20 protein-coding genes are annotated in these 21,260 nt (G+C 44.4%); 14 read left to right on the plus strand and 6 right to left on the minus strand.

Annotation, left to right across the window (positions count from 1 at the left end):
* The first annotated feature begins 11 nt into the window (after positions 1–11).
* The 6 genes from LROSL1_RS00835 to LROSL1_RS00860 all read left to right on the plus strand — a co-directional run bounded on the left by LROSL1_RS00835 (position 12) and on the right by LROSL1_RS00860 (position 6,507).
* The gene (locus LROSL1_RS00835) at positions 12–953 is read left to right on the plus strand and encodes a phosphoglycerate dehydrogenase (RefSeq protein WP_178913391.1); all 942 of its coding nucleotides are present in this window, start codon (positions 12–14) and stop codon (positions 951–953) included.
* A 12-nt stretch (positions 954–965) separates the two neighbouring features.
* Entirely contained in the window at positions 966–1,991 is a 1,026-nt protein-coding gene (locus tag LROSL1_RS00840; RefSeq protein WP_178913392.1) for a LacI family DNA-binding transcriptional regulator, read from the plus strand.
* Positions 1,992–2,088: 97 nt separating this feature from the next.
* Entirely contained in the window at positions 2,089–2,547 is a 459-nt protein-coding gene (locus LROSL1_RS00845; protein ID WP_178913393.1) for a LytTR family DNA-binding domain-containing protein, read from the plus strand.
* Complete coding sequence (locus LROSL1_RS00850) at positions 2,544–3,326, plus strand: LiaF transmembrane domain-containing protein (protein ID WP_178913394.1); 783 nt, start codon at positions 2,544–2,546, stop codon at positions 3,324–3,326. Before LROSL1_RS00845 ends, LROSL1_RS00850 begins: the two co-directional genes overlap by 4 nt.
* Positions 3,327–3,667: 341 nt before the next feature.
* Positions 3,668–4,708, plus strand: a complete 1,041-nt coding sequence (locus LROSL1_RS00855; protein WP_178913395.1) for a hypothetical protein — start codon at positions 3,668–3,670, stop codon at positions 4,706–4,708.
* Between the two features lie 173 nt (positions 4,709–4,881).
* Entirely contained in the window at positions 4,882–6,507 is a 1,626-nt protein-coding gene (locus LROSL1_RS00860) for an ABC-F family ATP-binding cassette domain-containing protein (protein ID WP_017261293.1), read from the plus strand.
* A gap of 172 nt (positions 6,508–6,679) precedes the next feature.
* Here LROSL1_RS00860 and LROSL1_RS00865 read toward each other — a convergent pair whose 3' ends face one another.
* Entirely contained in the window at positions 6,680–7,084 is a 405-nt protein-coding gene (locus LROSL1_RS00865) for a VOC family protein (protein ID WP_178913396.1), read from the minus strand.
* 249 nt (positions 7,085–7,333) lie between these two features.
* Between LROSL1_RS00865 and LROSL1_RS00870 the strand changes: the two genes are divergently transcribed.
* Positions 7,334–8,731, plus strand: a complete 1,398-nt coding sequence (locus tag LROSL1_RS00870) for a flavocytochrome c (RefSeq protein ID WP_178913397.1) — start codon at positions 7,334–7,336, stop codon at positions 8,729–8,731.
* Positions 8,732–8,769: 38 nt separating this feature from the next.
* Here LROSL1_RS00870 and LROSL1_RS00875 read toward each other — a convergent pair whose 3' ends face one another.
* Together LROSL1_RS00875 and LROSL1_RS00880 are read right to left on the minus strand one after the other, a co-directional pair.
* A complete protein-coding gene (locus tag LROSL1_RS00875; RefSeq protein ID WP_017261290.1) occupies positions 8,770–9,216 on the minus strand; it encodes a hypothetical protein in 447 nt (148 codons plus the stop codon).
* Positions 9,217–9,335: 119 nt separating this feature from the next.
* Positions 9,336–10,391: an FAD:protein FMN transferase gene (locus LROSL1_RS00880; protein ID WP_178913398.1), complete on the minus strand. Its 1,056-nt coding sequence runs from the start codon at positions 10,389–10,391 to the stop codon at positions 9,336–9,338.
* Positions 10,392–10,597: 206 nt separating this feature from the next.
* On the opposite strand from LROSL1_RS00880, the gene LROSL1_RS00885 reads away from it, so the two are divergent.
* Entirely contained in the window at positions 10,598–10,840 is a 243-nt protein-coding gene (locus tag LROSL1_RS00885) for a hypothetical protein (RefSeq protein ID WP_178913399.1), read from the plus strand.
* A gap of 655 nt (positions 10,841–11,495) precedes the next feature.
* Here LROSL1_RS00885 and LROSL1_RS00890 read toward each other — a convergent pair.
* Both LROSL1_RS00890 and LROSL1_RS00895 read right to left on the minus strand, forming a co-directional pair.
* The gene (locus LROSL1_RS00890; protein ID WP_178913400.1) at positions 11,496–12,191 is read right to left on the minus strand and encodes an amino acid ABC transporter permease; all 696 of its coding nucleotides are present in this window, start codon (positions 12,189–12,191) and stop codon (positions 11,496–11,498) included.
* 9 nt (positions 12,192–12,200) lie between these two features.
* On the minus strand, positions 12,201–13,019 hold the full coding sequence (locus LROSL1_RS00895; protein WP_178914900.1) for a transporter substrate-binding domain-containing protein: 819 nt from the start codon (positions 13,017–13,019) through the stop codon (positions 12,201–12,203).
* Positions 13,020–13,310: 291 nt separating this feature from the next.
* Here LROSL1_RS00895 and LROSL1_RS00900 point away from each other — a divergent pair, with 291 nt between their 5' ends.
* Both LROSL1_RS00900 and LROSL1_RS00905 read left to right on the plus strand, forming a co-directional pair.
* Positions 13,311–13,697: a winged helix-turn-helix transcriptional regulator gene (locus LROSL1_RS00900; RefSeq protein ID WP_017261285.1), complete on the plus strand. Its 387-nt coding sequence runs from the start codon at positions 13,311–13,313 to the stop codon at positions 13,695–13,697.
* A gap of 114 nt (positions 13,698–13,811) precedes the next feature.
* The gene (locus LROSL1_RS00905) at positions 13,812–14,654 is read left to right on the plus strand and encodes an aldo/keto reductase (RefSeq protein WP_178913401.1); all 843 of its coding nucleotides are present in this window, start codon (positions 13,812–13,814) and stop codon (positions 14,652–14,654) included.
* Positions 14,655–14,890: 236 nt separating this feature from the next.
* Here LROSL1_RS00905 and LROSL1_RS00910 read toward each other — a convergent pair whose 3' ends face one another.
* Entirely contained in the window at positions 14,891–15,886 is a 996-nt protein-coding gene (locus LROSL1_RS00910; protein WP_178913402.1) for a LacI family DNA-binding transcriptional regulator, read from the minus strand.
* Between the two features lie 194 nt (positions 15,887–16,080).
* On the opposite strand from LROSL1_RS00910, the gene LROSL1_RS00915 reads away from it, so the two are divergent.
* From LROSL1_RS00915 to LROSL1_RS00930, 4 genes are all read left to right on the plus strand, one after another.
* Entirely contained in the window at positions 16,081–17,463 is a 1,383-nt protein-coding gene (locus tag LROSL1_RS00915) for an SLC45 family MFS transporter (RefSeq protein ID WP_178913403.1), read from the plus strand.
* A gap of 53 nt (positions 17,464–17,516) precedes the next feature.
* A complete protein-coding gene (locus LROSL1_RS00920; protein ID WP_178913404.1) occupies positions 17,517–19,190 on the plus strand; it encodes a glycoside hydrolase family 13 protein in 1,674 nt (557 codons plus the stop codon).
* A gap of 228 nt (positions 19,191–19,418) precedes the next feature.
* Positions 19,419–20,102, plus strand: coding sequence for a WxL domain-containing protein (locus LROSL1_RS00925; protein WP_178913405.1), 684 nt, complete (start codon positions 19,419–19,421; stop codon positions 20,100–20,102).
* A gap of 126 nt (positions 20,103–20,228) precedes the next feature.
* Positions 20,229–21,254, plus strand: a complete 1,026-nt coding sequence (locus tag LROSL1_RS00930) for a DUF916 and DUF3324 domain-containing protein (protein ID WP_178913406.1) — start codon at positions 20,229–20,231, stop codon at positions 21,252–21,254.
* The last annotated feature ends 6 nt before the right edge of the window (positions 21,255–21,260 follow it).

A 21,260-nucleotide genomic window follows, 5' to 3' on the forward strand; every position in this document is an offset into this window, starting at 1 on the left:
AGGAAGACTTTATGACAAAACGAGTTGTTGTACCGGAAAATTGGCAGCAGTCCGGCAAGGATTATTTAACTGAGCATGGGATGAGCCTCATTGAGGTGCCAAACGAACATGCAGACACGTTACGTCAATTAGGTGATCGTGTTGACGGCATCGTTTATATGCTTGATCCATTTACAGAGGACTTATATCCAGCATTGCCAAACCTTAAAGTAATCGCGCGACATGGCGTTGGTTACGACAATATTGATCCGCAGGTAGCTACAAAGCATGGTGTATATGTCACTATTACGCCGCAAGCGAACGCATCGACGGTGGCCGAAACAACCTTAGCGGATATTTTGGCCGTATCGAAGAACCTGTTTCAGGATTCTCAACATATGCGCCAGGGCGACTTTAATTATCCGCAAACCCACCGAGGCTTTGACCTGGAAGGCAAAACGCTGGGAATATTTGGATTTGGTCGGATCGGTCAGCTCGTGGCGCAAAAGGCGAGTGCTTTGGGGATGACAATTTTGTATACCAATCGGCACCCACGTGAAACAACGTTTGCTAAGCAAGTGACCTTTGATGAACTATTGCAAAAATCTGATATCGTGACTTTACATGCGGCTGTGACGTCTGATACACGCAAAATCATGAACCGCGAGGCGTTTGCTAAGATGAAACCTGGGTCCGCCTTAATCAACTTAGGCCGTGGCGCATTGGTTGATGAAACAGCGCTGATCGATGCCTTAAATTCCAAACGGTTACGTGCGGCTGCTCTCGACGTTTTTGACGAGGAGCCATTGCCGTTATCTAGTCCATTGTATCAATTTGATAATATCTTGCTGACACCACACATTGCTTCAAACACGACAGAGTCTATGAACCGCATGGCGATTGGTGCTGCTAGTGAAGTGGTTCGTGTGTTGAACGGTAGGCAACCACAATGGGCGGTTAACACGTTACAGTGAGGAGCATTTGAAATGACGAAAAAGCCACTTACAATTAATGACATCGCAGCCCAGGCTAACGTTTCAAACGCCACGGTATCACGTTATCTAAACGGGCATTACGAAAAAATGTCTGCGGCCACACGGACACGCATTCAACAGGTGATTGACGCGACTGGCTTCCGTTTGAACCGTCAAGCACAATCGCTCAAGCGGCAGTCCAGTCATCTGATTGGGATGGTCGTCGCCGATGTTGAAAACTTATTCTCGTCACTTTTATTTAAGGGCGCGGATCAAGTTTTAGCGGCAGCGGGCTATCAAATCGTTTTGATGAATGCCGATAATGACCTTAAAGTTGAACGTCAACAGTTACAACGTTTGCTAGAACTGCAGGTTGACGGCATTATTTTGCAGCCCGTTAGCGCTACAGCAGCCAACTATGCATTTTTAAAACAAACGCAGCCGGTTGTTGATGTCGTTGATCGCCAGTTGAGAGGTACAAACTGGCCTCAAGTCACAACGGATAATTATCGTTATTCAGCTCAGTTGACGAAGACAGTTGCCAGACGCGGCTACAATCAACTGGTTGTTGTGACGCCGCCGTTGGGTGATAACACAGCTCGTGATGAGCGTTATCGGGCAGTTACTGACCTTTGTGAGCGACAGACGTTTATCCAGCCGCTGCAAACACTCATTGTTCAGCCAGAGACCCCAAATGCGAAGTTGTATCAACAACTTCATACGACTCTGAAAAACCGTGCTGGTCACACAGCTTTGTACGTGCTTCAGGGTCACTTACTACTCCAAGTGATGACAGTGTTGGCGGAGAATCAGATTAAAATTCCTGATCAGGTGGGGCTAGTGGCCTATGATGATTGGTCATTGTCACAGCTGATGCAACCCGGCATTACCACAATTCAACAACAGCCACGAGCGATGGGTCAGCAGGTCGCGACAAACGTTCTCCGTCAGCTGGCAGGCTGGTCCGTTGAACCACTCACGATGGTTGAAAGTGCACTTCATGAACGCGATTCCCTAGGTACGTTTGCCAAAAAATGACCACTCACGTAGCAAAATTGACCGCTCATTCAAATACTATTTCATTTATGATCGTTTCGACGTTTAATTAGTCTTGTTCATAAGGGAGGGATGTCCATTGAAAGTTCATGTTGAAATTGATCCGGAATGCAAAGAACCGGAAGTCATTATTCGTGCGGCAACCGTAAATGATGAAGTTAAACAACTTGAACAACGTTTAGTGGGCATCCACACGAGTGAAAATACCCTTGCTTGTTTTCAAGGGAACACGCAATACTTCGTGTCACTGGATGATATTTTGTTTATTGAAACCGCTGATCGGTTGCTGCAGGTGCACACAGCCTTGGATATCTTCAATAATAAGCGACGGTTGTATGAACTAGTCGATGAATTACCTGGATTTTTCTTACAGGTTTCTAAATCGACCATCATCAATTTGCATTATGTCAGCGCACTGAACAAATCACTATCCAGTTGTCTGGTTTCGTTTGCCGGGAGCCACAAAGAAGTTTATGCGTCACGTCGTTACACAAAACAACTACAGGAACGATTAAATGAAATGAGGTCTTTGTCATGATGAGTACGAGAGTAAAGTGGGGTCGCTGGTTCTGGGGATTATTCTTTTTAATCAGTGCAGGTTTATTATTAGCAGTTAAGATGGGCTGGTTAACCTACCAGTTCGGAGCCTGGACAATCGTCGGAACGTTGGTATTGGCGGCGCTGGCAATTAAAAGTATCGCTTATTTCAGCGTCAGCGGTGTCATTTTCAGTTTAGCGTTTATGAGTATGCTGTATGCCAAACCGCTTGGTATTACTGGGCTAGTACCGTGGACCATTCTTGGCGTTGCGTTGTTACTCAGCATTGGTTTATCGCTCGTGTTACAACCGTTGCGTCACCGTTTCTACCGGCGTCACGCTTACTTTATGGCAAATCGCTGGGCCAGTCATCATGGCCGAACGTTTCAGGGCACAACGTCAACGGAAACGGACCATGAATCATCTGTCAATGTAAACGTACGCTTAGGCAACGCTGTCCGTTACGTGCAGTCTGAGGATTTTAAGCAGGCTAATATCAATGTGACGATGGGCGAAGCGAAGGTTTACTTCGATAAGGCTAATATCAATGGTGACCAAGCAACGATTTTTCTAAACGGCAATATGGGCGAAGTGGACCTTTACGTGCCGCAAGATTGGAATGTGGATATTGAAATGGACGCCACAATGATCGACATTAACGAAAAAGGTGTGAAGCCGACCAAAACAGGGCCTGACGTCTTGATTACGGGTGCGTTTAAAATGGGTGACATCGATATTATCTATACAGATGTTCCGGCGTCAGCTAACAGTGAATCTTAAAATGTTTAGAAACTGATCTTAGGTGGGCACTTTATTTCTGAACTTTGGAAATAGAGTGCTTTTTTGATTACCTTGAATTCTCCCCGGATTGAGACGATAGCATCCACACCGCCCGCTGCTACAAAGATAAAGTCACCCACATACTGAAGTAATGTCCTTATAGATAGGGATTATTTGAGCAAAGCAAGAGTGGTTGATTGATTAATGAAATAGACAATGAAAAGATGATACTAATAGTTTGGTAATCGCTTACAGAAATCGCTATACAAACACGAAATGCAGTGCTAAAATTTACAGTTGTAAAGAGTATGAAAATTAAATCACAAGGGGTGCATTACATAATGAACAAATTAGGTATGAAGGCAGCTACAGTTGCTGCAGCATTAACCATGGGCAGTTCATTAGTAGTATTACCATCAGGAACTGCTAAGGCTAGTTCAAATAATAACCAAGTTGTCATCAAACAATTGGATGGCAGTCCTCACAACAACGAATCATTTGGTGTTACGACTGTTGCCATGAAAGGTAAGAAGATCTTGGCTGCTAAGGTTGACGAATTCCAATTCATCAAGACATCACAGTCGAAGGGCTTTACCAGTGTTCCTAACAGTGACAAAAAGTTTGGTCAAGAAGGTTACAAGAAGGGCGAAACTTTAATTTCCAAAGCTAACAACGACAAAGCATACTCTGCACTGATGAAGAATATTGCTCACTCAACTAAGGGCCGTGAAGAATCTTTGACTGCCATTGAGAACTACGTCAAGGGTAAGACTGCTAGTCAACTTTACGCTGCTGCTAAGAAGAACAAGGCAATGCAGAAGAAGGTTATCTCTGGTGCTACCTTAACCAGCACGAACGGTTACGTTAAGGCTATCGCTGATGCAGCTACCAAAGGTTACACCACTAAGGGTGCTAAAGTTTCCGGCGACAACGTTGTGCTGAAACAAACCAATGGTGCTCCACATGGTAATGAATCATTTGCTGTTACGACAGTTGCCATGAGTGGTGACAAAGTTGCTGCTTCAAGCATTGACGAATTCCAGTTCATTAACACAAAGCAAAACAAGGGCTACAAGGGTGTTCCAAACAGTTACTCCAAGTTTGGTAAAGAAGGTTACAAGAGTAACGAAATCTTGATTTCCAAGCAAGCCAACGACAAGAAGTACTCTGCTTTGATGAAGAAACTTGCTAAGTCTAAGCAGGGTCGTATGCAATCAATCAACGCCATCAACAAGTGGGTTGCTGGTAAGACTGCTGCACAAATCACGACTCAAGCTAACAAGACCGTAAGCAAGAAGAGTAACCTTGTTTCAGGTGCTACGTTAGTTGACTCTAACAACTACTTGAAGTCAATCGCTACTACTGCAACTTCCAATCAATAATTGAATCATTTTAAAAAGCTTCCACCATCTATGGTGGAGGCTTTTTTGTGCCAACGAGGCTTAGACGCAGGGCCGAAAATGTGATAACCTAGAACAACTTATACAACACTATATAAAGCTGTGGCATGAACATTTTTATGACGCGGCTTTTTCTTAAAGACGAGAGGATATTAATGTTAACAGTAAACAACGTCAGCATGCAGTTCGGCACACGAAAGCTGTATGAAGATATCAACCTTAAATTCACCGCGGGTAATTGTTACGGTGTAATTGGGGCAAATGGTGCAGGGAAATCGACCTTCCTAAAGATTATTGAAGGTAAATTAAAGCCAACGACTGGAACTGTTTCACTCGGACCCAACGAACGGATGTCCAGTTTGAACCAGAACCATTTTGCCTTCGAAGATGAAGAAGTTTTGAACACGGTCATTCAAGGTCACGCTAAGCTGTATGCCATTATGCAAGAAAAGGACGCTTTATATGCTAAGCCAGACTTCAGTGATGAAGATGGTATGCGCGCTGCTGAATTAGAAGGCGACTTTGCTGAAATGGACGGTTGGAATGCCGAGGCCGAAGCCAGCCAGATGTTGCAAGCGCTTGGCATTGATGAATCCATGCACCACATGAAAATGAGCGAATTGACTGAGCCACAAAAGGTGAAAGTGTTACTTGGTCAGGCGTTGTTTGGCAATCCCGACATTCTGCTGTTGGACGAACCGACAAACGGACTGGATGTTCAATCCATCGCCTGGTTGGAAAATTTCTTGGCTGACTACGATAACACCGTGATTGTGGTTTCACATGACCGGCATTTCTTGAACCAAGTTTGTACCCATATCTGTGATGTCGATTTTGGCAAGATTACGCTCTTTGTGGGAAACTATGATTTCTGGATGGAAAGTAGTGAATTGGCTGCCAAACTGAAGTCTAGTGCCAACCAGAAAAAAGAGGAACAGATTAAGGAACTGCAAGACTTCATTGCCCGGTTTAGTGCCAATGCGTCGAAGTCTAAACAGGCTACTTCGCGTAAGAAGCAGTTAGACAAGATTACGCTTGATGACATTAAGCCGTCAACACGGAAATACCCGTTTATTCAGTTCACGCCAGAACGTGAACTTGGGAACGATTTACTGCGTGTTGAGGATGTTTCGAAAACCATCGAAGGTGTGAAGATTCTTGATAACATTACGTTCACACTGCGTCCTGGAGATAAAACGGTATTGATCAGTCGCAATGAACTGGCGACGACAACTTTGATGCAAATTATTTCCGGGGAAATGAAACCTGATACGGGAACGGTCACTTGGGGACAAACGGTTAAGAAAACGTACTTGCCCCGTGATATCAATAGCGAGTTCACGGACTCTGATTTGACTGTCATTGACTGGCTTCGGCAGTATGCGCCGAAGGGTGAGGATGACAACACATTCTTACGCGGGTTCCTTGGTAAGATGTTATTCTCCGGCGAGGATGTCATGCGCCAGGTGAGTGTCATGTCCGGTGGTGAAAAGGTCCGTTCAATGCTGTCCAAGATGATGCTGAGTAAGGCGAACGTCTTATTGATGGATGATCCAACTAACCACTTGGACTTGGAATCAATCACGGCATTGAACAACAGTCTGATTGATTTTAAGGGTTCTATTGTGTTTACGTCACATGACCATGAGTTCATTCAAACGATTGCAGATCACATCATTGAAGTGACCAGCAAAGGACTAGTTGAACGATTCGACACGAAGTACGATGACTTTTTGGAACATGAAGTTGTTCAAAAGCAAGTTCATGATTTGTACGACTAGAAGTTTTTTTCTACTCAGGTGTTTGAGGGATAGCCTTGCTTGCCGCCTTCGGCTGATATTCGCGTGCCATGTAAACTTAGTAATCAAAAAAAGTCTATTTCTATCGCACCTCAATTTTTGAGGCACGGGTGAAATAGACTTTTTTATTTGAATCAATATTTTCCTGCGTTAATCAGGTGGTGGCGTCGATATTCCAACGGACACCAAATTGGTCCGTGACAATGCCGAAGAGGCCGCCCCAATCTTTCGAAGTAAAGTCAATGACACGCTGACCGTTTTCGGATAGTTGGCCGTAGATGTCTGCTGCGTGTTTTGCGTCGTTAAAATGGAGACCCATCGAAACCGTTGCTCCTGGCTGGACGTCAGGCGCGCCGGGGATAACATCGAGTGCCGTAATTTGAAAGCCTGCCTCGATGGTTAACACACCATGCACCACTAGATTGGCTGTTTTGTTATCGCTGGTTTCAAACAGTTCACCTACACGCTGGATATCTAGGTGACCGCCAAAAACTGATTGATAGAATTTTAGTGCCTTATATGCCTGGCCGTGAAACGTGAGATAAGGTAAAAATTGCATTGTATACACACCTCCTGTTGTGTGGCGTTGATATTAAGTTCAGCTTACCATATTAACAAAATTAATTAATTCACAAACGTTTGACTATGATTAGGCACATCGTTTATGCTTACGACGTAAGTGATGTGTCGTTTCTTCTGCTAGTATTAGTGAATTACAGAGCAAAGTTTGATCGATGGCACATCCAATTCCTAAATAGAATCAATTTTAGTCACTCATTTTGCAAACAAATAAGGAGCGTCAATTAAAATGGCCGAAAAATTTCGTTTTCAACCAACTGATATCAATGCACTTCAGGACAGCTATGATGTTGTCATCATCGGTTCAGGTAGTACTGGGATGGTAGCTGCCATTCAGGCACATGAACTTGGCTTGAAGCCGGTTATCTTTGAAAAGATGCCAAAAATTGGTGGTAACACGATGCGTGCTTCATCTGGGATGAACGCCGCTGAAACCAATGTTCAGTTACATCATGGTGTTGTCGACAGTTACGAGGACTTTTACGCTGAAACCCTTAAGGGTGGTGGCGATTTAAACGATAAAGAATTGCTCGGCTATTTCAGTTCACACGCTGCTTTATCAATTGATTGGTTAGCTGACCACGGTATTCGTTTGGACGATATTACCATCACTGGTGGGATGAGCAAAATGCGGACTCACCGGCCAGCAAGCATGGCGCCAATTGGTGCGTTCTTGGTTACTGAGTTATCAAAGGTCGTTCAGAAGGAAGAATTACCACTGTTCACTGGCGTAACGGTCAACAGCTTGGTGAAAGATTCAGATGGCAAAGTTACGGGCGTTAACGAAACATTGCCTGATGGCAGCCAAAAGGTGGTTGGCGGTAAAGCTGTTATCTTGGCAACAGGTGGTTTCGGTGCCAACAACGATATGATTGAAAAGTACCGGCCTGATTTAAAGGGTTACAAGACAACGAACCAACCCGGGGCAACTGGTGATGGTTTGAAGTTAGCAACAGACGCCGGTGCTGCTTTAGTTCAGATGGATCAAATTCAGGTACACCCAACTGTACAACAAGATAACCCGCATGCATTCTTGATTGGTGAAGCCGTCCGTGGCGAAGGTGCCATTTTGGTGAATGCGCAAGGCAAACGGTTCGTTAATGAATTAACGACGCGTAAGGTAGTTTCTAATGCCATTACAGCTCTGCCAGAGCACAGTGCTTATCTGATTTTGGATCAAGGTATTCGTTCACGTGTTAAAGCCATTGAGTTCTACGACAGTATTGGTTTGGTTGTAACAGGTTCAAGTCTGTCAGAATTGGCTGGCAAACTGAATATGGATGTTGATGCGTTGTCATCAACTGTTTCCACGTGGAACACCGCTGTGGCTGATCACGATGATAAAGAATTCGGTCGCTCAACTGGTATGGATCGTGATATTTCAGCTGGACCATTCTTTGCTATTCATATTGCACCCGCAATTCACTACACAATGGGTGGCATCAAGGCCAACCATAAGACGCAAGTATTGGACGAAAGCGGTCAGATCATTCCAGGCTTATTTGCTGGCGGTGAAGTTGTCGGCGGATTGCACGGTAACAACCGGATCGGCGGAAACTCGATCGCTGAAACGGTAATCTTTGGTCGTCAGGCTGGGGAACAAGTTTACGATTACATCAAAGGCTAAATAGTGTGTTAATAATACTGAAAAAAGTGGTTTGAGAGTTATTTTCTCGAACCACTTTTTGGTCTGGTATAAAATTTGCTTGTTTGAACCATTGAACGTTGATGTGGGTTGAACGAAAGCAACAGTATGTCAGCTAATGCCAAAAAAGGTGAAATCAGCATGATTAACGTGTCAATCACAAAGTTTACGCCCAGATTGCTGAAGTAGTCTGTAAACATGAAACTAAACGACACAGCAGGCGTTATGATCTGATGCGAAGGCATGTTAACTTCACGTGGGTGAGACTGTCGTGAAAGATGAAGGATGTGAAATAAATTTGGGAAGAATTGGTGAGCAAACGGAAAACTCATATAGGCAAGGACAAGATAATCGTCGAGTGGGCTGAAAGCAAAGCGAACGCCGACTCCAGGTTGTAATGAAAATAGTAATAACAAAAACAACATTGCCGGTAAGCCAATTAAATAACCCCGAATAATCTGTTTCAAAAAAATCCCCCCAGACCTGGATGAACGAATTGACGCATCGTGTTTTGGAGGGATTATACAATATTATTTTTGTTGTCGTCGAGTGAATAAGCTTCGAGAAATCATCTAATTAATGTAAGCTAATTACCCATTTTGTAATTAGTGTGTTTATCTAATTTAAACTTGGTCTTTAGGCCGTCTGTAACGTAGATTTTTTTGTCGTTTGTAATGAAGATAGCCTGAATTTTGGGCTTCTTATTCATGTATGCTAAGCCATCTTTTAGTCCCTTATCAAACGCAGCATTGGATAAGGCGTCACCGTCAATCGACTTTTTAGAGACAATCGTGACACTGGCTAGATTATTTTCATATGGGTAGCCAGTTTTGGCATCGAACAAATAAATGTATTTATGACCGTGGGACATGAGGTACTGCTCATAGGTACCAGCAGTCACAATTGACATGTCAGATTCTTTAATGGTGCCAACAGCGTCGCCACGAGGTTTGACTGGGTTCTGAATACCGACTTGCCAAGGCTTGTTATGGCCTTCCGGCGAATTGCCCATCACAATGATGTTCCCGCCTAAGTTAATAATGCCGGAGGTAACGCCGTTTTCCTTAAAGACCTTTTTGACTTGGTCCGCAATATAGCCTTTTGCAATTCCGCCAAAGTCGAGCCGCATGCCTTTCTTGGTAAGGTAAACAGTGCGATTTTTATCATTCAATTGAACGTCATGGTAGTCGACAAGCGGCAATGCCGCATCAATTTCTGACTGTTCAGGGACTCGTGCACCTGGCAAACCGATTTTCCATAAATTGGTAACGGCACCAATTGCCATGTCGAAACTACCCTCAGAATTTTCTGAAACGTCGAGGGCTTTTTGAACCATTGGATAAAAGTCTGCAGGCACTTTAACAGGTTTGATGCCGGCATTTGCGTTAATTTTATCAAGTTGTGATCCGCCACGTGTCAACGTGGATTCATCGTCCATGTGATGAATTTCCTTAAAGCCTTTATCAATGACGGACTTCTTGCCTTTGTCGTAAATTGACAGGGTGCAGACGGTGCCCATCACCATCTCAGTTTTCTCATAAGGATTTTTTACCATTGTGTGCTTTTGAGGTTTCTTTGCACAGCCACTCAATACTGCCAATAAGGCAACGGTTAGGCTACCCCAAATAAGCGCTTTTTTCATAATTGCCAAACTCTCCTTAAATGCCACAATTTATAGTTAAAGCTAAACTTTGATGGCACGCTCATATGTCTTGTGAGAACTGTTACATTTTACCGCAAAACGCGAGCAATGTGGGGTTGATTTTGAAAACGATTACAAACGGCGGTAAAATTAAGCCAAGATAAGTCTAAGCAGATTGTTAACTTGCAATCAATGGAGGAGCAAACATGAAAAATCATGGTAAATTGAACGCAACACTTTTAACCCCTGCATACTGGGAGAAATATCATCTGTCGGACGGTGTTGATTTCGCTAATCAGTTTCAAGCAATCGACGCGCAAGATCTGGGCGAAAATGATCGTAAGCAAGCGTTGGACGAACTGCTAAAGAAGATGGCAGCCCAAGGGTATAACAATCCAGCTAACTCAATGTATGTTCTGTATTCAGCTATTTTGGTTCAACGAAACTGATACTCGGTTTTGTGGTGGATGTCGCTTTCGCTTCCGGTTGTCAACATTGACGCGCTCGCCGTGGGACCGGTTCAAACTCCCTGAAAACCGGAATCTTTCACCTCGTCGCCAAGCCTCGTGAGAACCGCGAGTCTTGGCGACCGTCCGTAACCTAAATTCGGAAAAACACCGAATTAACGTTACCTTCACGGCTCGGTATCAATGTTGACGCCCTTCAGCAACACAGCGATGAACCATTCACTAACATCAACATCATTTGATCCAAAAGTGGTCTGTAAGTATTTTTATTATTTGTCCATAGAATAGAAAATTGATAATGGTTTATTTCCTGCTACATGAGTGGAGCTGGCCTGAAACATAGTTCCGTGTCGGCACCACTTGTCGGCATGGGTCTGGCCGCTTAGTGGTGCGGGACGACTTATGGGACGTGAGTTTCGGCCCATAATCGAGGGTGAAAACCGCGTTTTTTGCGGGTTGAACCCGGTCCTCATGGAACGGCGTTTTAGGCCAGCGCAACGGCCTTTAAACCACACAAAATATTTATCTGAACAATCTGTAAGCAGATTTCAGTGATAAGAAAATAGGTGTCTTCACTATCGCTCATTTACGCAATGGAGTAGTGAAGACACCTATTTTTATACACAATTGAGTTTAATTAATCTGTAGTCGACAACGTTAACCGCTTTTCCAACCAGTTTTGACCAACAGTCAGCAATGAGCAACATGCCCAATAAATGAGTGCGACCAATAGATAGACGGTCATGTAGTCAAACTGCTTACCGCCCTGGATTTTGGCACGCATGAACATTTCGGAAACGGTGACCATCGCGGCCAGCGAAGTTCCCTTGAACATATCTAGCAAGATATTGCCCAGTGCGGGGATGGCAATCCGGAATGCTTGCGGCAAGATGACGTAATGGACGGCTTTACCATACGACATGCCAAGCGAATAGCTAGCGGCCCATTGACCATCTTCGACGCCCATAAAGGCAGAACGAAAGACTTCGGAAACAAACGCTGCTGCGTTTAGAATGAACGCAATGGCTGCAGCTACAAAGGCGTCTAACTGAATGCCAGTGTAGGGCAGCCCAAAGTAGAGGATGAACAGCAGAACTAACGAAGGCACACCGCGCATAAACGAAATGTACGTCCGGGTCAGCCAGTGAAGCCAATGGCGTTTGCTCATTTGACCGAGGGTGAGGAAAAAGCCGAGTGCGAGTGCGCCGATAAAGCTGACAACGGTGAGCTCAACTGTTAGTGGCAAGCCGCCAAGAATGTAGGGCAAAGCATGCCACGCAAAGTGGGCATTAAAAAAGTTAGGAATAGTCAGCCAATTTAGCAATGAATTCATGAGCGTTCCTTATTTGATCTTGAAGTAAGTTGTCTTAACGTTAGGCTTTTTGGAGACGTCCTGGCCGCCATAAAATTCCTTCGATAGTTTGGTGATGGTGCCATCCGCTTCTAACTTCTTGATTTCTTTATCGACTTCCGCAGTCAACTTCGTGTTGCTCTTCTTCATGATGATGCCTGTACCATTTTTATCGTTTTGAGTGGTGAAGTAGAGATTCTTTGGAATGGTTAGAGGCAAGTTAGGCAATGCCTTGAGCGCCATGGATTGTAAGTAGTAATCGTTTAGAATGACGTCAGTTCGCCCGTTTACAACATCGCGGAGGTAAACGTCGTTTGACACGTTATCGTAATTAACTTGCTTAGCGCCGAGCTGACTGGCCAAACGTTGATAGCCGGTACCAGCTTCACCGGCAGCCTTTTTACCCTTTAGGTCAGCGAAGCTGTGAATCCCAGATTGATCTGACTTGCGGACAACCATGCTGTCAAAACTGAATTTATAAGGAGTGGAAAGGGCAAACTGTTTTTCACGCTGTTTGCTGATGCTAAAGTCGTTGGCGGCCATTTGAGCAGTCCCGTTGTTAACGGCTGTCAGCATTCCGTCGACATCCATTTCTTTGAAGGTCACTTTTTTATGGAGTCCCTTGGCAACGGCTTTGACGACTGCAATGTCGTAGCCAGTTAGGGCACTCTTTTTATTGGCGTGAAACGAAGTTGGATACAATGTACCAGACGTTGCGACGACCCACGTTTTTTGGTCGGCAACCTTTTGGTTAGTTGACTTGGCCGTTTTACCACAACCAGCTAGTGTGAAGACTAAAATCAGTGCCATGGCTGATGCCAAAGCGGTTAAACGAATCGATTTCTTGGAATGAAACACAACAATCGCCCCTTTAATTAGATTATCTTAAGCATAAAGGTTTATGTGAAAAATGTAAACGCGTTCATAAAATAAAGTATTACCGTTATATGGCATTATTTTTGAAAATAAGAATATAAATTTCACAAACTATTCAAACGAAGGTTCAAGTTAGGGACTACTATCGTTAATATGCTATAGTTTAGTTTAGGTAAACAGCTTCACAGCTGTGTTTTAAAAGGTATTCACAGGAGGATTGAAGTCGTGACGAAAGTTTATAACGTTGGTGTCGAGGCAACATTGGATGTGATCGGTGGTAAATGGAAGCCAGTTATCCTTTGTGATTTGCACGAGGGGCCAATGCGGACAAGTGAACTGCGTCGGGCCATTCCAAACGTGACACAGAAGGTTTTAACGGCACAGTTACGTGATTTGGAACGTGATGGTATAGTGACCCGAAAAGTATTCAATGAAGTGCCACCACGTGTGGTGTACGGATTGACGGAACATGGTCAAAATTTAAGCGGCCTATTGGAACAAATTTGTCAGTGGGGTGAAGAAGACGTCCGTCGTCGGGCAGCCAATGGTGAAAGTGTGGTCATTCGTCATCTCGGTGAGACTGCACCGAGCCGAGAAGAACTGCTTGGTTAATCCACGTTTGTCAAGGTACTTATTGGTAACCTAGGCACTTGCAAGTACCGTCTTGTTTTACTAAACGAACGCGCTAGTATTGAATATGAAAGCAAGTTGAGGAGGAATTTCAATATGGATGAATTAACATTAAACAATGGACAAAAAATCCCTCAGTTAGGATTAGGTGTCTTTTTGGTGCAGGACGCAACGGACTTAAAACGTTCTGTTGCTGATGCTTTAAAGGATGGTTATCGTCATTTTGACACGGCGGCTATTTATCATAATGAGGCTTGGGTTGGCGAAGCCTTGGCTGAAAGTGATGTTAAGCGTGAAGACCTGTTCATTACGTCAAAAGTTTGGGACAGCAACACGACTTATGATGAGACAATCGCGGCCTTCAAGGAATCACTGAAGAAGTTACAAACGGACTATCTGGACTTGTACCTCATTCACTGGCCAAGTGAAGGGTACACGGAAAAGTGGCGTGCCATGGAAGACTTGTACAATGATGGCAAAATCAAGTCGATTGGTGTATCAAACTTTGAAAAGCCACATCTCGATAAGTTGTTGGCTTCCGCAAAGGTTAAGCCAGCGGTTGACCAGATTGAAACGCACCCATACTTCCAGCAAAAAGAGTTGCACGATTACTTAACAAGTTTGAACATTGCTCACGAGGCTTGGGGCCCATTGGGTCAAGGTAAGAGTGGCGTCATGGAAGATGCAACATTGAAGCAGATTGCTGATGCGCACAAGAAGAGCGTGGCGCAAGTTATCTTACGTTGGCATTTGCAACGCAACATCATCGTCATTCCAAAGTCCATTCACGCTGAACGGATTGCGCAAAACATCGATGTGTTTGATTTCAAACTCAGCGACGACGAAATGAACGCTATTGCGGGTATCGACAAGAATCGTCGTGGGTCGGAAGATCCTAACGACGAGGAATGGTTGAAGAACTCATTGTCGATGAACTAAATGCATTTAGATGCAAATTAAAGCGGACTGTAAATCTCGGGAATTCCCCTGATTTACAGTCCGTTTTTCGTGGTTATTTGATTAAGAGGCTTTGCACTCGACCGAAATTGATACCTCATAGTCTATATATCGAAAACAGGTCAAGGTTGGTATCAATGGGCGAATTCAAACGATTATAGTTGCAAAGCGAGTTCGATACACTGCTAGCTAAACCCGACAGCTAATCGATAAATTGCTCACAACTGCCTAGTGCTATTGCGCTCAACGACTTTAATTGGCAAAAACTTGGACTGGATTGGCTCATTGTCGCCATTCAACAGAGCTGCACAGCCAGCGCGGCCGATTTGGAAGAAGTCCTGCGTGACACTGGTGATGGTCGGTCTGAAAATACGGGTCAGTTTGGTTCCATCAATACTCATGACAGAGAGTTGCGCAGGGACTTCTAAGCCGTAATCGCGGGCCTGGTCGATGACACCGATGGCGGTGAGGTCACTGTTAGCGATAATTGCGGTGACCTCTGGTTGTTTGCCAAAATGCGCCATGGCTGTTTCTCCATCTTCAAACGTAAAGTAACCAGGGACTAACCAGTCCTCGTTGATTGCTAGACCATATTCTGCCATTGCTTCACGATACCCGGTCATGCGCTGTGTACCGACAAATGATTGTTCATCCATACCAACTAAACCGATTTTGTGGTGACCATGCTCGATGAGATATTTGGTTGCTTCATACCCGATAGCATGATCGTCAGAGGCGATAAACGGACCGAGGTTTTCTTTGGCGGCAGTTGAGAGGAAAATATGCGGAATACCACTCGTTTTCAAGCTCGACAAAGACTCATCGCCAAGCTCCAAAGCGACGATCAAAACGCCCATGACGTCTCGTTCAATAACCGTTTTAATGGCTTTGTCCTGAAGTGTAGGATTATTTTCGCCGGCGTATAAAATCATGACACTATTGCCGTTTTTGGTCGCCACATCGTGAATACCGGCGATGATTTCATCGGCAAAATTTGATTTAGTGGCTGAAATCACGACGGCCAGTACGTCACTTTGATGGCTGGCTAAGTCGGCGGCGTAGGCATTTCGCTGATAACCTAGGTCGGCAGCGACTTTGCGAACATGATCAGCCGTTTTTGAAGCAAAAAAGTTTTCTTTGTTTGATAGCACACGCGAAACGGTCGAGACAGAAACGTTCGCCGCCTGCGCGACATCCTTAATGGTTACTCGCATAAGCACTCCAATAAAATTTACTGTCTCAAGTTTACCATTCGTAATTATACAAGTATACGCAAACGTTTGTGTTATTGTTTTAACAATGTTGCAAACGTTTGTGTAATGTGATAATGTACTTTTTGAAAGCGCTTACGGTAATACGTAACGTGAAGTCAACAAGACCCAGGTACATATTTATAGGAGGCTTGATTATGCAAGCGACGGATTCAGACACTAAAGTAAAAGCGTCGACGGAAGTTGATGTGAACAAGGGATTGCCAAAATTAAAGTTATCCGCAATCTTTGCGATGACTTTTGGATTTTTTGGTATTAACATGGCCTTTTCACTTCAATCATCACAAATGGGACGGATTTTCCAGACCATTGGAGCAGATCCAACTAAACTTGGTTTCTTCTTCATTTTGCCACCATTGGCAGGGATGGTTGTTCAGCCTTTAATCGGTAAATATTCAGACAAAACATGGAATCGGTTTGGTCGGCGGATGCCTTATTTAATGATTGGTGCCCCGATTGCCGCTTTGGTTATGATTCTGTTGCCAAACGCTGGTTCATTCGGTTTCGGATATGGTTCATTATTAGCGCTATTATTTGGTGCCTTTACCATTTTATTCATGGACCTATCTTCAAACGTATGTATGCAACCATTCAAGATGATTATCGGTGACATGGTTAACGAAGACCAAAAGGACATGGCCTGGTCTTGGCAACAATCATTTTCAAACCTTGGTGGTGTGTTTGCCACCATTGCCCCATATGTTTTAACACTGTTCGGGATAAGCAATATTGCGCCAAAGGGACAGGTGCCAAACTCCGTTAAGTTGGCCTTTTACATTGGCGCTGGGATTCTGTTACTGACTTCGCTTTACACGATTTTGTCAGTTAAAGAATATAACCCAACGGAATATGACTTATATCACGATATTGATCCAAACGAAAAGAAGCCCGATGTTAGTCTGTGGCACTTGGTTAAAGTTGCCCCAAAGGCCTTCTGGGAAGTTTCATTTGTTCAACTCTTTGCCTGGTTTGCTTTCCAGTATTTGTGGACATACAGCACTGGAGCAATTGCGGATAATGTTTGGCACACAACCAACCCAGCATCCGCAGGGTATCAAGCAGCTGGTAACTGGTACGGGATTTTAACGTGTATCCAATCCGTTGCCGCTGTGCTGTGGGGCATGTTGTTGCTGTCACGCACTAAGGCGACGCAACGTAAGCTATGGTACAGAATTGGTTTAGTTATGGGTGGTGTCGGCTTTATCATGGTGTTCTTCACCCACTCACAAATGGGCTTGATCTTCCCATTCTGTTTGATCGGGATCAGTTACTTAACGATGCAAACACAGGCGTTCTCACTGTTTACGGAATCTTTGGACGGCACAAATGAAGGCGCTTACTTAGGACTGTTCAACTGTGGGATTTGTTTACCACAGATCATTGCATCAGTGGCCAGTTTCGCAATTTTCCCACTTATCGGTCAGTCAATGCCTGGCATGATTGTCGTCGGGGGTATTTCCCTAATTATTGGTGCATTTGCGGTCAGTGTAATTCACCCAGCACTTTCAGAAACAAAATAGTCAGTTTGAAAAAATGAATTAAATTAGCTAAGAGACAAATGAGGAGGTTCATCATGCAACATCAATGGTGGCAAGGTTCAGTTGTATATCAAATATACCCAATGAGTTTTCAGGACAGCAATAATGACGGGGTTGGTGATTTGCCTGGGATTACATCACGGCTCGATTACATTAAGCAACTTGGCGTCGACGTGATCTGGTTGAACCCAATTTACAAATCACCTAATAAGGATAATGGTTATGATATTGCCGATTACAAGGCAATCAATCCCTTATACGGTGATATGAATGACTTCAATACGTTGCCTAAACAGGTTCATGAGCACGGAATGAAATTGATGATGGATTTGGTTGTCAATCACACGTCTGATCAGCATGCTTGGTTCAAGGAGAGCCGTCAGTCTAAAGACAATCCATACGCTGACTATTATATTTGGCGCGATCCGGTTGACGGCCATGAACCGAACAACTGGCAGGCTGCATTTGGCGGTCCAGCATGGACTTACGTGCCAGAACGCGGGCAATATTACTTACATTTGTTTGCTCCAGCACAGCCTGATTTGAATTGGGAAAATCCCGATGTTCGTCAAGCCGTCTTTGATATCGAACGGTTCTGGTTGGACAAAGGCGTCGATGGTTTCCGGATGGATGTTATCAACCTGATTTCTAAACAACCTGGTTTACCTGATGTGCCTGGTGAAGCGACTGCTGGCACAACGATGGACTTTGTCGCTGATGGACCACGATTAAATGAATTCTTGCACCAGATGAATGAAGAAGTGTTGTCGCATTATGATGTGATGACGGTGGGCGAAATGCCTGGTTCAACACCAGAGGACGCAATTAAATATACCGGGTTGAAGAGCGAAGAGCTGAACATGGTCTTTCAGTTTGAACACGTTGGTTTGAGTGCTAACCCTGATGTTCGGTTGGGTAAATGGAACGATCAGCCGGTCAAACTGACAGAGTTGAAAGATTCCCTCAACCGTTGGGAACAGGAGCTAGATGGCAAAGGTTGGAACAGTTTGTACTGGAACAACCATGATCAACCGCGTGCCGTTTCCCGGTTTGCCAACGACAATCCAGCGGTCCGCGTTAGGGCTGCTAAGATGCTAGGGACAGCATTGCACATGCTGCAAGGAACCCCATACGTTTATGAAGGTGAGGAGCTGGGGATGACCAACGCTCACTTCACGTCACTATCACAGTATCGTGATCTGGAATCATTGAACGGTTACAAGGAAATGGTTGAAGAAAAGCACCTTGTGTCCTCGAGTCAAATGATGAAGGACTTAGCCAACATTTCCCGTGATAATGCGCGGACACCAATGCAATGGAGTACTGCGGCAAACGCTGGCTTTTCTGAACACACACCGTGGTCTGAGATGAATACCAACTATCCTGAAATTAATGTAGCGGTTGAAGAAAATGACCAGGATTCGGTCCTTAAGTACTATCAGAAACTAATTGCCTTACGTCATGGCAGCGACTTGATTAAGTTTGGTGATTTTGAGGCACTAGACGCGGATGACGATCAGGTTTATGCGTACAAACGTCATTATGACGGGCACACATTGTTAGTTATGTGTAACTTCACTAACGACACCGTTACACGCGATTATCATCAGGGTGAGGCGACCGGAGAACTTATTGGTAACTACGCCGATGACCAGGGTGTTACGTTACGCCCATATGAGAGTAAGGTTTATGAGTTTGACGAAAAATAATTAGATCAGTTGAAAGTGCGTTGCCAGATGGCGCGCACTTTTTTGTTTTCACGTGGAACATTTTTATATTTAGAATTTTCTGATTACAATCATAAAATTTGCCTTAACATACTGGCAGTTGCTATTCTGGAACTAACAATTATGGTGGTCAACTTACAAGCATGCAAAGTCAAACGCACTGATGAATAGACGCAAGTTCAAATGTGCGTTCAAAAAGGAGGACCAAACATGTTTAAAAAGACACAATTATTTGGTGTCATTGCCGCGGCTGGGTTGCTCATGGGTCCTGTGATGGGCGTGAAGGCAGCTGGTGATGTGGGCACCGCGACAACACAAGTGACGGCAGGATTTATCGCTGGACAGGGGCCGACTGGACCAGTTGATCCGTCAAAACCTGGTGATGGGCCCATTACCGACCCATCTCATCCCGGCACTGGCGCTACGGGAGCACTACGATTGAACTATGTTTCCAAGTTGATTTCGTTTGGTACGCAGCCAATTAGTTCGGCCACGACAAAGCGAGTGGGAACATCTGGCTCAGATATGATTGGAACATTTCAATCAGCTCAAGTTGCAGACGAACGTGGGACTAATGCTGGCTGGGCGCTGAAAGTTTCCGGGACACCGCTGAAGTCTGGTTCGGATGAACTTACGGGTGCGACATTAAAGTTGCCCGTCGGACAAGTCGTGACGGAATCGGGTATCGATAACGGCGCGGTTGCCAGCGAAGTTAGTAACGCTTTGGGCACAGGTGGCACACTATTATCGGCTGCAGCAGGTAAGGGTGGCGGCCTAACAGTTGACCGTTGGACGCCAGCCCAAACAGAATTAACCATTATTGGTGGAACGGCAAAGGCCACGAACTATACAACCAATTTAACGTGGACACTGCAGGATTCGCCAACAAGTTAACAATTATTCTGACCCCATAATTGAAGTCACCGGTCAGCTGTCAGTTGAACGGTGCTTTTTTAAGAGTGATGCCGAAGCCCGAGAGAAATCTCAATCACTGCACCAAAACACAATGGAGGAACCGCAATGAAACGACTACGAGGATTACTGGTGATCCTATCCGCAATAGCCGCGGTGTTTGTCACAACTGGATTAGTTAAGGCGGCTAGTGATGACGCAAATGTAAATTTTAACGTTCAAGCGCAAATTCCAGATAATCAAATAGATAAAAAGCAAAGTTACTTTGACTTAAAAATGAATCCGGGTCAGACGCAGACGGTATCGACGGTGGTTCAAAATACGTCTGACAAGGAAATGAAGATTAAGAATGAGATTCACACGGCACATACGAATGAAAATGGTCAGATTGAGTACGTTGCGGAAGCAAAAAAGCAAGATTCATCGTTAAAAATACCGTTAAAGAAAATTACCCAATTACACGAAGCGAAGATTATTACGGTTCCTGCTAATAGCAAAAAAACGGTGTCAGCAACGATTCGTGTGCCTGACAATTCGAAAACTGGCGTGATTCTCGGCGCATGGTACTTTGAAAGAGTTGATGCGAAACAGAAAGACAAAAAAGCTGGCGTAACCGTGCATAACAAATATTCTTATGCAGTTGCGATGAAGCTAACGGTGAATCATGAAGTGTCAGCAGTGCTGAAACTAAATGATGTGAAACCTGGTCTGCGCAATTACAAGAAGGGAATTTTTGCAAACCTGCAAAACACTGCAGCAGTTATCATTCCAAATTTGACTGTTCAAGGCAAAATTTACGAGCAGGGATCAACAAAAGTTGTAAAACAGGCTAAACTACAACAGATGATTATGGCGCCAAATTCTAATTTTGATTTTCCAATTCTGTTTGGCGGAGAAGAATTGAAGCCCGGCAAGTACACCTTGAAGATGACGGCGAAGAATGAAAACGATACATGGCATTTCAAACGTCATTTCACGATTCGGGCTAGTGACGCCAATCGCATAAATGATAAGTCGCTCGATAAGGCAAAGCCACGTCATCCAGGCTGGTACATGTTGGAAGGTGCAGGCGCTGTGATTATTTTAGGTGCCATTATTGGTGGTGCGACATGGTGGTTCCGGCGTCGGCGCTAACCATGT

The sequence above is a fragment of the Furfurilactobacillus rossiae genome (assembly GCF_013394005.1).
GTDB lineage: Bacteria > Bacillota > Bacilli > Lactobacillales > Lactobacillaceae > Furfurilactobacillus > Furfurilactobacillus rossiae.